Genomic DNA, 13,650 nt, shown 5'->3' with positions numbered 1-13,650 from the left:
ACGGGCAAGGAGCGGATGATGAAGCACATCAAGCTGGGAGACCTGGAGGCCTCCCGCATCGGTCTGGGCGCGATGTCGATGTCCCACGCCTACACCGGGGCGGGCACCGATGACGCGGAGTCGATCCGTACCATCCACCGAGCACTCGACCTGGGTGTCAGCTTGATCGACACCGCCGAGGTCTACGGGCCGTACACCAACGAGGAACTCGTCGGCCGCGCGCTGAAGGGCCGCCGAGAAGGCGTCGTACTCGCCACGAAGTTCGGCTTCATGTCCCACACGGGTCGCGAAGGCGGCATCGACAGCAGCCCGGCGAACATCCGCATCGCCGTCGACGGCTCTCTCAGGCGCCTTGGCACGGACTACATCGACCTCTACTACCAGCACCGTGTCGACCCGGACACTCCGATCGAGGACACCGTCGGAACCCTGGCGGAACTGGTTGCCGAGGGCAAGATCCGCCACATCGGGCTGTCCGAGGCCGGCGTGGAGACCATCCGCCGTGCCCACGCCGTCCACCCGGTGGCGGCCCTGCAGTCGGAGTACTCCCTGTGGACTCGTGATCCGGAGCCGGACGTACTGCCGTTCCTGCGGGAGCTCGGCATCGGCTTCGTGCCCTACTCGCCGCTGGGCCACGGCTTCCTCACCGGGCAGATCCGCTCGACCGACGACTTCGACGACACCGACTGGCGCAAGAACAACCCCCGCTTCATCGGCGAGAACTTCCAGCGCAACCTGCGCCTGGCCGACGAGGTCAGGGCCGTCGCCGACGAAGTCGGCGGGACGCCCGCGCAGGTCGCCCTGGCCTGGCTGCTCGCCCAGGGCGACGACATCGCCCCCATCCCCGGCACCAAGCGCGTCGAGCGGGTCGAGGAGAACATCGCCGCCGACGGCATCGCCCTGACCACCGAGCAGATCGAGAAGCTCGACAACCTGCCCGCGGCCGCCGGTGACCACCACGACGAGGCGGGCATGCGCCTGCTCGGCCGGTGACCGGCCCACACACCGAGCGGAACCCACATCTGGAGCCATCGTGCGGCCAACAGCCGACCCGTCCGCCCGCGAGGAGATCCTCGACGCTCACCGTGCCTACCTGGAGGCCAGGCACGAGGGCGACACCTCTGCCCTCGACGCCCTGCTCGACGACGGCTTCACCCTCACCCACATGACCGGATACGTACAGTCGAAGGCCGAATGGCTGGCAGAGATGAGACAAGGCCGGTTCGCGTACCACACCATCGACGGGAAGAGCACAACCCTCGACGTCGACGGCGACAGGGCCCGCCTGGTCGTCCGGACCGTCACGGACGCGACCGTGTACGGCACCCGGTGGGACTGGCGGCTGCAACTGACCACCGACTACGCCCGTAAGGGCGACATCTGGGTCGTGCTGCGCACGGAGGCCACCACCTGGTGACCGAGACCGTCCGGAGGCGGATGTGACAGTGAACCGGCTGGGCCTGGTCGTGCACGGCGGGCGCCCGGAGGCCGTGGCGGCGGCCGGCCTGGTCCGCGCGTGGTGCGAGGAGCACGCCGTGCGGTGCACGGACATCGACGTGTGGCACGACGGCGGGCGGCGCAGTGCCCATGAGGAGGTCGAGGCCGCGGGAGATCCCGACCTCGTGGTGACCCTGGGCGGTGACGGCACCTTCCTGCGCGGCGCCCGGTTGGCCGCTGCGAACGACGCGCTGGTCCTGGGGATCGACCTGGGCCGGGTGGGCTTTCTGACGGAGGTGTCGGCCTCCGCGGTGCGTTCGGCACTGGACGCGGTGCGGGAGGACCGCTTCGAGGTCGACACCCGCATGCTGCTCGCCCTGCGCGCCTCGCGCCGGCTGGAGGTGCCGGCGCACATGGAATCCCTCATCGGGTACGGCCGGGGGCCGCTGCTGCCGCCTCCGCAGGTGCGGCCCGACTGCGAGGTCGACAAGGACTGGGGCATCCCCCTGGACGTCACCGCGCTCAACGACATCGTGCTGGAGAAGCTGGTGAGGGACCGGCAGGTGTCGGTCGGGGTCTACGTCTCCGGCAGGCTCCTCGCCTCCTACTCGGCCGACGCGCTGCTCGTCGCCACGCCGACCGGTTCGACGGCCTACAGCTTCGCCGCGGGCGGGCCCGTGGTCTCGCCGCGCGCGGAGGCCCTCGTCTTCACGCCGGTCGCCCCGCACATGGCCTTCGACCGCTCGGTCGTCACCGCCCCCGACGAGCCCGTCGGGCTGCGCCTCCTGGAACGGTCGGGACCGGCAGCGGTCAGCATCGACGGCCAGTTGCGGGGCGTGCTCGATCCGGGGGACTGGATCGGCGTGTACGCCGCCCCGCGCCGCCTGCGGGCGGTCCGGCTGGGACCGATGGACTTCTACGGCCGCCTGCGCGAGCGGATGAACCTGACCGACGCCCCGGCCGCGGTCGCCGACGGTTCCCCCGCCCCGCTGTGGTCGGTCACGACGCCGCCGCCCGGTGACCTCGCCCATCTGACCCTGCTGACGGCCCCGGGCGGTTCCTGACCGTTGCAGTGCCGCCGACGACGAGCAGAAGCCGGCTGGCAACCGATCGGGGCCTGCGGGCAACTCCCCGGTGCAAGTGATCTCGAGGTCACTGCGCCGTGGCCCCTCGATCCGGGTGTAGTAGTCGGTGCTGATGGCGGCCAGCAGAGCGACTTCCTCGCGACGCAGGCCCGGCACCCGCCGCGACTGGCCGCTGTCGGGAAGGCCGAGGTTGCGGCTCATGCCGACACGGTGACATGGAATCGCGGGCCATGAGAGGGAGAGTTTCCTCCCTGGGCAACCTGTGCCGGGCATGGATAAGAACTGATGTTGTGCACTCTCTTGACTGTCGCAAGAAAATAGCCCTACATTCCACGGCGTCTTGGTTCAGTGCACCGAGCATCCGCTCGTGTTCCCGCTCCGCAGCCGCCCCCCAGGGAGCCACCTTCATGCCTGCCAGCACCCGTCCCCGCACCCACCGCACCCGTCTGCGCATCGCCCTGGCCACTCTGGCCACGCTGACGTCCGCGGCCCTCACCGCCCTCCCCTCGCCGGCCGCCCGGGCGGACACGGCGGCCGCCGGTCACCTCACCGGCACCCTCTCCGACGGCGCCACCTGGGTCGCCGACGTCCCCGAGAACTGGAACGGCACACTGCTGCTGTTCAGCCACGGCTTCGGCCCCACCGTCGCGAGGAACGCCCCCACGGACGCCGTACGCACCGAACTGCTCGCCGAGGGCTATGCGATGGCCGGGTCGTCGTACGACCCCAACGGCTCGATGTGGGCCCTGAACAGCGCCGAACGCGACCAGTTCGCCACCATCGACGCCGTCACCGCGAAGATCGGCACACCGCACCGCACCCTCGCCATCGGCCAGTCCATGGGCGGACTCGTCAACGCCCAACTCGCCCGGGACGGCGGCGGACGCATCGACGGTGCGCTCGGCCAGTGCGGCCTGGTCGCGGGCGGCACGGACCTGGACAACTACCAGTTCGACGCCGAATACACCATCGCCCGGCTGCTCCTGCCCGAGCAGGACGTCAAACTGGTCCGTTTCGGCACCTCCGACGAGGCCGCCGCCACCGCCAAGAAGCTCACCGACGCCGTCACCGCCGCGCAGGCCACCCCGCAGGGCCGCGCCCGGGTCGCGCTCGCCGCCGCCTTCCTCAACCTGCCCGCCTGGTCGCCCGGAAAGGACCGGCCCGCCGCGACCGACTGGGCGGGCCAGGAGGCCCAGCAGTACGACTGGTTCGCGCAGGGCATCCTGTCGTTCGTCGAGGGCGGCCGGTACGCCATCGAGCAGTCCGTCGGCGGCAACAACTCCTGGAACCGGGGCGTGGATTACGCCGACCTGCTCGCCGGTTCCGAACACGCACCCCAGGTCCACGCCCTCTACCAGGCGGCCGGCCTCGACCTGCGCTCCGACCTGCGCGCGCTGACCAAGGGCGCCACGGTCACCGCAGATCCGGCCGCCGTCCGCACCGCGCAGCGGACCTCCTCCGCGGGCCAGGGACTCGACGTGCCCCTCCTCGACGTCCACACCACCGCCGACAACCTCGTTCCGGTGGAGCAGGAGAACCGCTTCGCCGCCCGCGTGCGCGCCTCCGGCGACGGCGCGCTGCTGCGGCAGGCGTACGTCGAGCGGCAGGGCCACTGCGCGTTCACCACCGCCGAGACCGTGGCCGCCCTGCACGCCCTCGAACACCGGGTCAGCACCGGCCACTGGGACGACGCCGCGACCCCGGCCGCACTCCAGCGGTCCGCCACCGCGCTCGGCCTGGACGGAGCGGCGTACGTCCCGTACCGCCCCGCACAGCTGACGGTCGGCCGCGACACCCCGGAGCACACCACCCACCACTGAGGTCCGGACCCGCTCAAGGACATCACCCGCATGCCGCCGAAGGGGGCGAGTGCCCTTCGGGCATGCGGGTGATGTGCGTTCGACTCCGGTGAACTTGCGGAAGGCGTCGGCCACTTGGCGGACGAGGCCCCTGCGCGATGCTCACCCGTCCACATCCTGGACGGTCAAGTGGGCTCCCTCTCGCTCCACACATTGCTGTCCCTGGCCGTCGGCGGCTCCATTCCCCCGCGCCGAGCAGCTCTACGTTTCCGCAATGTGAGACCTGTCCGGAACTTATTGACCGGCAGGGTGGCCATCTGCTCAACTCACGTTCCATGACCCCGCGCGTGGATTTGACTCGGCGGCGCCACATCGACCTGGCGCACGTCTCCAGCGCGTTCTGTTGTCGTTGACCCCGAAGGCGCGTCGCTGATCCGCACAGCGGGCCCCGGCAGCGGCCGGTGACCGCGAGATCCACCGCACGACCGCCTTCTTCCCGCTCCTCTCTCCGCTCTCGCTCTCCCCGTGGGGAGAAGCATGCGTGCCACAACTCGAGCTCGGCGAGGGGACGTTGCCGTCAGCTGCGTACCCAGGGCCTGTCGGGCAACTGGTGCGGGCTCGGCGGGACTTCCGTAGGTCACCCCGGACAGCCGTGCGCTGACCTGGGTGGTCGCACGGCCTCCACTGCACGGCTCGACCTTCGTCCGGCACTCCTCGCGTAGCCGTCGGGCCTCGTATCGCTGCTCATCACCCGTTCACTCCGACTCTCAGCACCCGGCAGTGCGCCCAATTCCTTGAGAGGGACCTCCTCATGCCTCCGTCCATCCGCAAGCTCACGGGCCGCATCGGCGCGCTCGTCGAGGGAGTCGACCTCGCTGCGCCCCCCGACCCCTCGACGATCACGACGCTCCGGCATGCCCTCAACGAGCACAAGGCGATCGTGTTCGACCACGTGAATCTCGACAACGCCGCTCAGGAGCGTGTGGCCGGGTGGTTCGGCGACCTGACGACCGCCCACCCGAACGTCCCGGCCGCCGACGGCACGACGAACGTGCTCGCCGTCGACAGCGAGACGTCGAAGGCGAACGAGTGGCACTCGGACGTCACCTTCGTGCTCAACCCGCCGCAGCTCACCACGCTTCGGTCCATCGTGACCACGCCGTACGGCGGCGAGACACTCATCGCCAATTCCGCCGCGGCCTACCGCGACCTGCCCGCACCGCTGCGCGCGCTCGCCGATTCGCTGCGCGTCGTGCACACCAACCAGTACGACTACGCGCGCCCCGCCGCCACGACAGCCGAACGGCAGGAGTACGACCGGGCCTTCGTCGCGACGCCGTACGAGACCGAGCACCCTCTCGTGCGGGTGCATCCGCTGACCGGTGAACGGGGGCTGTTCATCGGCGGGTTCGCCAAGCGGATCGTCGGCCTGTCGAGCGGCGAGTCGGCCGATCTGCTGCGCATCTTCCAGTCGTACGTGACCCGCCCCGAGAACATCCTGCGCTGGACCTGGGCCCCCGACCAGCTGCTGATCTTCGACAACAGGATCACCCAGCACTACGGGGTGGACAACTACGACGACCACCCGCGCCGCCTCAACCGTGTGACGGTGGCCGGAGACGTGCCGGTCGGTGTCGACGGCCGCCGCAGCGAGCAACTCGTCGGCGACGCCTCGCACTACAGCAAGGTGCTGGAGGTGGCGGCATGACCGACGTCAGCCTCAAGACACCGGCCATCGACGTGCCACTCGCCGAGACGGCGGGTGCGGCGGAACGCGATGTCTTCCTGCCGCGCGACGCCCGCCGCCGGACGCCGCTGCACACGCTCCGCGAGCGGCTGCGCTGGCCGCTGGGGATCTACACCACCCCGGTCGTGATCCTCATCGCCTGGGAGATCCTCGCCAGGGCCGGAGTGCTGAAGAAGACCTACGCCCCTGCCCCGACGTCCATCGTCAAGTCCGCCGTCGATCTGTGGCAACAGGGCGTTCTCGGGCCGGACTTGGCGATCTCGCTGCAGCGTGCGGGCATCGGTCTCGCGATCGGTCTGACGGTGGGCATCGTCAGCGGGGTGCTCGGCGGGCTGCTGCGCAGCGGCGAGTACCTGTTCAACGGCGTCGTGCAGATCCTGAACACGATCCCGCTGCTGGCGGTGCTGCCGCTGATGATCGTGTGGTTCGGCATCGACGAGCTCACGAAGGTGCTGCTGATCTCCTTCGGCGCCGGTGTCCCGATGTACGTCAACCTGTTCGCCGCGATCCGCGGTGTGGACCAGCGGCTGATCGAGATGGCGCGGACCACGGGCGCGGGCAACTGGCGCCTGGTGACCCGGGTGTTGGTGCCCGGAGCCCTGCCGGGGTTCCTGGTGGGCCTGCGCTTCTCCCTCGCCTACAGCGTCCTGGGGCTGGTGGCCGCCGAGACGGTCAACGCCGACAAGGGTCTCGGCTTCCTGATCACCCAGGGGCAGACCTATCTGCAGACCGGCCAGGTCTTCGTGGGGCTGGTGATCTACTCGCTCCTCGGTCTGCTCGCCGACCAGTTCGTCCGGGTTCTCGAGCGGGTGCTGCTGCGGTGGCGTCCCAGTTATGAGGCGTCATGAGCAGCACGGTTGTCACGCAGGAGACGCAGCCCCGGCAGCAGGCCGGCGCCGTCGTCGAGCAGGTCGTCCGCCGCTTCGGCGACCGGGTGGTGCTCGACCACCTCGATCTCACCATCGCCGCCGAGGAGTTGGTGGTCCTGCTGGGCCCCTCCGGCTGCGGCAAGAGCACCCTCCTGCGCCTGCTCGCCGGCCTCGACCGGCCCGACGGCGGGCGGGTCGAGGTCCCGGCCCAGCGCGCGATCGTGTTCCAGGCAGACCGGCTGCTGCCCTGGCAGCGGGTGCTGCGCAACGTCACCCTCGGCCTGCACGGACCCGACGCGGACCAGCGGGCCCTCGACGTACTCGCCGAGGTCGGGCTCGCCGGCCGTGAGAAGGCCTGGCCCAAGGAACTCTCCGGCGGCGAGGCCCAACGGGTGTCCCTGGCACGGGCGTTGGTCTCGGAGCCCGAACTCGTGCTGCTGGACGAGCCGTTCGCGGCCCTCGACGCGATCACCCGGCTGCGCATGCACGACCTCGTACGCGCACTGCGCAGCCAGCACCACGCGGCGATGCTGCTCGTCACCCACGACGTCGACGAGGCCATCGCGCTCGCGGACCGGGTCGTCGTCATGAGCGACGGACGCATCGGCGCCTCCCACCTCGTCGAACTGTCCGCCGCCGACCGCGAGGCGAGCATCGCCCGCGAGGAGCTCCGCTCGACGCTCCTGGACGAGCTCGGCCTCGCCAACCAGCACTGAACCCGACCGAGTCATCACCCCCCCCCGCTTCCTCCCGCCCCAGCACAGAAAGCACGTGAGAACCCATGCCCACAAGATCCTCCCGAATCGTCGGCGCCCTCGGCCTGCTCGCCCTCGCGGGCCCCCTCGCCGCGTGCGGAACGGAGTCGGAGGCGGCGGCACCGCTGAGCAACGCGAGCGGATCCAGCGCCGACAGCCACCCCGAGTGGAAGAAGTACACGTTCACCATCGGCGACAACGGCGGTGACGGCAGCGAGGAGCTCGCGAAGATCACCGGTGTCTTCGACAACGCGCCGTACAAGGTGAAGTTCGCCCGCTTCACCTACGGCCCGCCGCTCGTCCAGGCGGCCGCCTCCGGCGACATCGACCTCGGCAGCGTCGGCGACGTACCGCCGATCACCGGCGCCGCGAAGGAGTACGGCTTCAAGGTCGTCGCCGTCAACCGCTCGCTCAGGCCCGACCAGGCGAACGAGAACATCATCGTGCCCAAGGGATCGAAGCTGAAGTCGCTCAAGGACCTCAAGGGCAAGAAGCTCGCGGTCCCGCAGGGCAGTTCGGCCCACGGCCTGGCGCTGAACGCCCTCAAGAGCGTGGGCCTCACCCCCAAGGACGTGAAGCTGGTCTTCCTCGACCCGGCGGCCGGGGCCACGGCCTTCAACACCGGCAAGGTGGACGCCTGGTCGATCTGGAACCCCCAGTCGGCGATCGCGGTCAAGAACGGCGCGCGGATCCTGGCCAAGGGCCTCCCGCCCATCGACCAGACCAGCAGCTACTACGTCGCCAGCGAGAGTTCGCTGAACGACAAGACCAAGCGGGCCGCCCTCACGGACGTACTCAAGCGCCTGGCCCACGAGTTCGCCTGGGCGATCAAGCACGAGGACAAGTACGCCGAGGCCATCTCCAAGGAGGAGGGCATCCCTCTGGACGACGCCAAGGCGTCCCTGAAGGCCTTCGAAACCCGGGTCACCCCGGTGGAGAAGTCGGACATCGCGGCCGAGCAGAAGCTCGCCGACGCCTTCCTGGAGGCGGGCCAGATCACCAAGAAGGTCGACGTCGCGTCGATCACCGACAACCTCCTCCCGGCCGGCTACGACAGCTCGAAGCTGGAGGTCGAGCAGTGAGCGGCAGAAGACGCAGACTCCACCTCAACGCCTTCCTCATGGAGGCCGGCCACCACGAGGCCGCCTGGCGCCTCCCGCACAGCAACCCGCGGGCGGACTTCGACCTCCAACACTGGATCAGGCTCGCCCAGTTGGCCGAGAGCGCCAAGTTCGACTCCCTGTTCCTCGCCGACGGCCCGGCCCTCATCGGCACCGGCGAGTTCCGCCCGCCGGGCCAGCTGGAGCCGCTCACCCTGCTGACCGCCCTGTCCCAGGCGACCAGCAGGATCGGCCTCATCGCCACCGTGTCGTCGACGTACAACGAGCCCTACAACCTCGCCCGCCGCCTCGCCTCCGTCGACCACGTCAGCGGCGGCCGGGCCGGCTGGAACATCGTCACCTCGGCCGGCGCCGACGAGGCCGCCAACTTCGGCCTCGTCGACCGCCCGGCCCACGCCGAACGCTACGCGCGGGCCGACGAGTTCCTGCACATCGCCAAGGCGCTGTGGGACAGCTGGGAGTCCGAGGCCGTCGTGGCCGACAAGGCGACAGGTCGCTATGCCGACCCGGCCCGGCTGCACCGGTCCGACCACCGGGGCACGTACTTCTCGGTGGCCGGACCTCTCAACGTCGAGCGCCCGCCGCAGGGTTACCCGCTGCTCGTCCAGGCCGGCTCCTCCGAGGACGGCAAGGACTTCGCGGCCCGGCACGCCGAGGCGATCTTCACCGCCCACCGGACGTACGAGCGCGCGGCCGACTTCTACGCCGACATCAAGGCACGGACGAAGACCGCAGGCCGTGACCCGGACGGTGTGATCGTGCTGCCGGGCATCGTCCCCTACATCGGCTCCACCGAGGAGGAAGCCCGGGCGCTGGCCAAGGAGTTCGACGATCTGCGCGTCCCGGAGTACGGGCTGCGCCAGCTCGCCGCCGTCTTCGAGACCGAACCGACCGTCTTCGAACTCGACACGCCACTACCGGACTTCATCCTCGCCAGACCCAAACTGGAGGGCTCCCAGAGCCGCTCCGACCTGATCATCGAGCTCGCCGTACGCGAGAAGCTGACGGTCCGCGAGATCATCTCGCGGCTCGGCGGCGGCCGCGGCCACTTCGAGTTCATCGGCACGCCCGAGCAGGTGGCGGACGCGATCATCAGCTGGTTCGAGGGCGGCGCCGCGGACGGCTTCAACATCATGGCACCGGCCCTGCCGTCGGGCCTGGAGACGTTCGTCGAACACGTCCTGCCGATCCTGCGCGGCAAGGGCCTGTTCCGGGAGGAGTACGAGGGCGCGACCCTGCGCGAGCACTACGGGCTGCCGGTACCGGCCAACCAGTTCCACCGCTCCGGTGACTGACATCAAGCCGCCCGCCCTGCGCGTCGAGGGGCTGAGCAAGACGTACGGAGACGGCTGCACGGCCGTCTCCGGGCTCGATCTGGAGATCCCCGACGGGGCCTTCTTCGGACTGCTCGGCCCCAACGGCGCCGGCAAGACCACGCTGATCGGCTCGGTGTGCAACATCGTCCGGCCGACCACCGGCAGGCTCACCGTGTTCGGCCACGACCACCGCAGCCGCGAGGCCCGGCGGTTGCTGGGACTGGCCGAGCAGGAGATCAACGTCGACCGGTTCCTGTCGATCCGTCAGATGCTGATCTACCACGCCGGATACCACGGCATCGGCCGGCGGGCGGCGGTGCAGCGCGCCGACGAACTGCTCGGTGTGTTCCGCCTCGACGCCAAGGCCGACGCCCGCGCCTACGAGCTGTCCGGCGGCATGCAGCGCCGGCTCGTCATCGCGCGGGCGCTCATGCATCGCCCCCGTCTGCTCATCCTCGACGAGCCGACGGCCGGCGTCGACGTGGAGCTGCGCTCGGAGATCTGGCGGCTGGTCAAGGGCCTCAACGCGGCCGGCACCACCGTCCTGCTGACCACCCACTACCTGGAGGAGGCGGAGACCTTGTGCGACGAGATCGCCCTGCTGCGGGCCGGCCGGATCGTGGACCGCGGCTCCGCGGCCTCCCTGCGCGACCGTTATGCCGCACGGGACATCTCCGAGGTCTACGACCGGGTGATCACGGGGGAGGAGGTGGCATGACCGACACCACGGTTCTCCCCTCGCACCGGGAGCCCTTCAAGCCCGAACGGTCGCCGTTCCTCTGGCTGTTGGAGCGCGAGGTCCTGCGCTTCCTGACCATCTGGCGCTACAGCGTCGTCGGCCCGGTGCTGTCGACCGTGCTGTTCGTCGTCGTCTTCGGCTCGGCCCTCGGCGGGCACGTCGACACCATCGACGGTGTGTCCTACGGTCGCTTCATCGTGCCCGGCCTGTTCGCGCAGGCAATCGTCAACGTCGGCTTCTTCAACGGGACGACCAGCCTGTTCGAGGCGCGGCGCGACCGCTACATCCACGACGTGTTCGCCAGCCCGCTGCGCTGGTGGGAGATCAACGCGGCCCTGGTGAGCGGCGGAATCGCCCGAGGAGCCGTCGTGGGAGCGGGAGTTCTGGCGGTGGCGCTCCCGCTCACCGGAAGCGCCGGCGTCGCCCGCCCCTTCGTCCTCCTCCTCGGCACCCTCGGCGTCCTCCTGGTCGCCGCGCAGGTCGGCGTGATCGCGGGAAGCCTCGCCAAGTCCCTCGACCACGTCTACTCCATGGAGTCGATCGTCCTGCTGCCGCTCGGCTTCCTCGGCGGCGTCTTCTACTCGGTCCACCAACTGCCGCCGGTCTGGGCCGTCTTGAGCCATCTCGATCCCGTCTTCTGGCTGGTCCAGGTCGAGCGGATCGGCTTCCTCGGCCAGGGCGACGTCGACGCCGTATGGGCCCTGCTCGTCGTCTGGTCCCTCGCCGCCGCGCTCTCGGCGTGGTCCGCCGCCATGTTCGCCACCGGCCGCCTCAAGCCCTGATCCCCTGACCCCCGGCACGGGAAGGAACGCATGCCATGCCGAGCACCGATTCCGAACAGACCCTGTCCACCGATGTGTTGGTGATCGGCGGCGGCCCCGCAGGCACCTGGGCCGCGATCAAGGCCGCCCAGGCCGGGGCCGAGGTCGTCCTGGCCGACAAGGGCTACACCGGTGCGAGCGGCGCCACCGCATCGGTCGGCACCGGCATCTGGTATGTCGACGACGACCCCGAACTGCGCGAGGCCGCCATGGCCGGCCGGGAAGGCCTCGGCGGCTACCTCGCCGACCGCGCCTGGATGGCGCGCGTCCTCGACGAGACCCACGCCCGCATGGACGAACTCGCCCGCGTGCAGCGCTACCCCTTCCCCGTCGACGCCCACGGCCGCCAGATCCGCAACGACCTCCAGGGCCCGGAGTACATGCGCAGGCAGCGAACTCGGGTGCAGCGCCTGGGAGTTCGCATCCTCGACCACACCCCGGCGCTGGAACTCCTCGTCGACCCCGAGGGAGTCGTGTCGGGCGCGCGGGCGCTGGACCGCAGGACCGGTGAAACCGTCCGCATCGAGGCGGGCGCGGTCGTGCTCGCCGCCGGCGGCTGCGCGTTCCAGTCCAAGACCCTCGGCTGCGACGTCAACACCGGCGACGGCGCCCTGCTGGCCGTGGAGGCGGGAGCGCAGCTGTCCGGGATGGAGTTCTCCAACGCCTACGCGATCGCGCCCAAGGGCACGTCACTGACCAAGACGGCGTACTACTCCTGGGCGAGCTTCTACCGCGCCGACGGATCGGTCCTCGAAGGCGCGGCCAGCAAGGGCGGCCGGTCGGCGATCGCGCGGGCGCTCCTCAACGAACCGGTCTACGCCCGCTTCGACCGGGCCACGCCGGAGGACCAGCAGGCCATGCGCAAGGGCCAGCCCAACACCTTCCTGGTCTTCGACCGGCTCGGCATCGACCCGTTCACCGACCGCTTCGAGATCACCCTGCTCGCCGAGGGCACTGTGCGCGGCACTGGCGGGGTGCGCATCGCCGACTACGACTGCTCGACCGACGTCCCCGGCCTGTACGCGGCCGGCGACACCGCCACGCGGGAGCTGATCTGCGGCGGCTTCACCGGAGGCGGCAGCCACAACGCCGCATGGGCGGCCTCGTCGGGCAGTTGGGCGGGCCGGGGTGCCGCGGAGTTCGCCACGCGGCGAGGTCTTCCGGGGCGTGCGCTGCGGGCGGTCGGCACGGCCGGTCTGCGCCCGACCGGCGCGGCCACCGTCGGCCACCGCGAAGTCGTCGCCGACGTACAGCGGCAGGTGCTGCCGTACGAGCGCAACTACCTGCGCCACGCGGACCGTCTGGCCCCGGCCCTGCGCTCACTGCACTCGACGTGGTCCGCGGTGCGCGAAGGCCTGGGGGCGAGCGGCGAGGACGTGTTCCGGGCCAGGGAGGCGGCCGCGATGGTGGCGCACGGCCGCTGGATGTACCACGCGGCCCTGCAGCGCACCGAATCGCGCGGCATGCACAAGCGCCTGGACCGGCCCGCGCAGGACCCGGCCCAGCACCACCGACTGCTCACCGGAGGTCTGGACGCGATCTGGAGCCGTCCCGAGCCGGTGCCGCAGGCGACGAGCGTGTCAGGAGGCCGAGCCGCATGATCGAGATCGTCGAGCGGGACCGCTGCATCGGATGCGACCTGTGCATCGACGTGTGCCCTACGCGCGTGTTCGACCGAGGGCCCGACGGAATCCCCGTGATCGCGAGGCAGGTCAACTGCCAGACGTGCTTCCAGTGCGAGGCGTACTGCCCCACCGACGCGCTCTTTGTCGCGCCGCTGGTGACCGCGGTCGCCCCGGGGTCACGTTTCCACGATGTACGGGAGCTCGAGGAGTCCGGCCAACTCGGCAGGTACCGCCGCGAACTCGGCTGGGGCAGGGGAAGATCTCTCGGCGCCCGAACGGCGGTCGGGCCCGAGTACCCCGACTGAACCATGGCCCGGGGGACGGCACCGGGAGCCC

The 13,650-nt window shown here is 70.5% G+C and carries 13 protein-coding genes and 1 pseudogene; 13 read left to right on the top strand and 1 reads right to left on the bottom strand.

The features are described 5' to 3' along the window. Positions 1-18: 18 nt before the first annotated feature. Genes ABZ880_RS01460 through ABZ880_RS01450 form a run of 3 tightly spaced genes read left to right on the top strand, consistent with a single transcriptional unit; the run spans position 19 to position 2,501 of the window. The gene (locus ABZ880_RS01460) at positions 19-993 is read left to right on the top strand and encodes an aldo/keto reductase (protein WP_361254973.1); all 975 of its coding nucleotides are present in this window, start codon (positions 19-21) and stop codon (positions 991-993) included. Between the two features lie 40 nt (positions 994-1,033). After that, positions 1,034-1,417 carry a nuclear transport factor 2 family protein gene (locus ABZ880_RS01455; protein ID WP_361254970.1) on the top strand — a complete coding sequence of 128 codons (384 nt, stop codon included), beginning with the start codon at positions 1,034-1,036 and terminating at the stop codon, positions 1,415-1,417. A gap of 22 nt (positions 1,418-1,439) precedes the next feature. Further along, the gene (locus ABZ880_RS01450; protein WP_361254967.1) at positions 1,440-2,501 is read left to right on the top strand and encodes an NAD(+)/NADH kinase; all 1,062 of its coding nucleotides are present in this window, start codon (positions 1,440-1,442) and stop codon (positions 2,499-2,501) included. 105 nt (positions 2,502-2,606) lie between these two features. Here the strand turns inward: ABZ880_RS01450 and ABZ880_RS01445 are convergent. After that, positions 2,607-2,723: pseudogene (locus tag ABZ880_RS01445) on the bottom strand (transcriptional regulator); the annotation flags it as partial. 206 nt (positions 2,724-2,929) lie between these two features. On the opposite strand from ABZ880_RS01445, the gene ABZ880_RS01440 reads away from it, so the two are divergent. The 10 genes from ABZ880_RS01440 (at position 2,930) to ABZ880_RS01395 (ending at position 13,619) form a co-directional block, all read left to right on the top strand. Beyond that, the gene (locus tag ABZ880_RS01440; RefSeq protein ID WP_361254964.1) at positions 2,930-4,342 is read left to right on the top strand and encodes an alpha/beta hydrolase; all 1,413 of its coding nucleotides are present in this window, start codon (positions 2,930-2,932) and stop codon (positions 4,340-4,342) included. Positions 4,343-5,132: 790 nt separating this feature from the next. After that, complete coding sequence (locus ABZ880_RS01435; RefSeq protein WP_361254961.1) at positions 5,133-6,029, top strand: TauD/TfdA family dioxygenase; 897 nt, start codon at positions 5,133-5,135, stop codon at positions 6,027-6,029. Further along, entirely contained in the window at positions 6,026-6,916 is an 891-nt protein-coding gene (locus ABZ880_RS01430) for an ABC transporter permease (protein ID WP_361254958.1), read from the top strand. Before ABZ880_RS01435 ends, ABZ880_RS01430 begins: the two co-directional genes overlap by 4 nt. Continuing rightward, positions 6,913-7,653 carry an ABC transporter ATP-binding protein gene (locus ABZ880_RS01425; protein ID WP_361254955.1) on the top strand — a complete coding sequence of 247 codons (741 nt, stop codon included), beginning with the start codon at positions 6,913-6,915 and terminating at the stop codon, positions 7,651-7,653. The genes ABZ880_RS01430 and ABZ880_RS01425 overlap by 4 nt, the downstream gene beginning before the upstream one ends. A gap of 65 nt (positions 7,654-7,718) precedes the next feature. Then, complete coding sequence (locus tag ABZ880_RS01420; protein ID WP_361254952.1) at positions 7,719-8,774, top strand: aliphatic sulfonate ABC transporter substrate-binding protein; 1,056 nt, start codon at positions 7,719-7,721, stop codon at positions 8,772-8,774. Continuing rightward, the gene (locus tag ABZ880_RS01415; RefSeq protein ID WP_361254949.1) at positions 8,771-10,108 is read left to right on the top strand and encodes an LLM class flavin-dependent oxidoreductase; all 1,338 of its coding nucleotides are present in this window, start codon (positions 8,771-8,773) and stop codon (positions 10,106-10,108) included. The genes ABZ880_RS01420 and ABZ880_RS01415 overlap by 4 nt, the downstream gene beginning before the upstream one ends. Then, positions 10,101-10,847: an ABC transporter ATP-binding protein gene (locus ABZ880_RS01410; protein ID WP_361254947.1), complete on the top strand. Its 747-nt coding sequence runs from the start codon at positions 10,101-10,103 to the stop codon at positions 10,845-10,847. Before ABZ880_RS01415 ends, ABZ880_RS01410 begins: the two co-directional genes overlap by 8 nt. After that, a complete protein-coding gene (locus ABZ880_RS01405; protein ID WP_361254944.1) occupies positions 10,844-11,650 on the top strand; it encodes an ABC transporter permease in 807 nt (268 codons plus the stop codon). Before ABZ880_RS01410 ends, ABZ880_RS01405 begins: the two co-directional genes overlap by 4 nt. Before the next feature lie 35 nt (positions 11,651-11,685). Further along, positions 11,686-13,290, top strand: a complete 1,605-nt coding sequence (locus ABZ880_RS01400; RefSeq protein WP_361254941.1) for an FAD-binding protein — start codon at positions 11,686-11,688, stop codon at positions 13,288-13,290. After that, on the top strand, positions 13,287-13,619 hold the full coding sequence (locus ABZ880_RS01395) for a ferredoxin family protein (RefSeq protein ID WP_361254938.1): 333 nt from the start codon (positions 13,287-13,289) through the stop codon (positions 13,617-13,619). Before ABZ880_RS01400 ends, ABZ880_RS01395 begins: the two co-directional genes overlap by 4 nt. Positions 13,620-13,650 lie beyond the last annotated feature (31 nt).

This window comes from Streptomyces sp. NPDC047043 (genome assembly GCF_040644055.1).
Lineage (GTDB): Bacteria > Actinomycetota > Actinomycetes > Streptomycetales > Streptomycetaceae > Streptomyces.
This window is presented reverse-complemented; position numbering and strand designations above follow the sequence as displayed.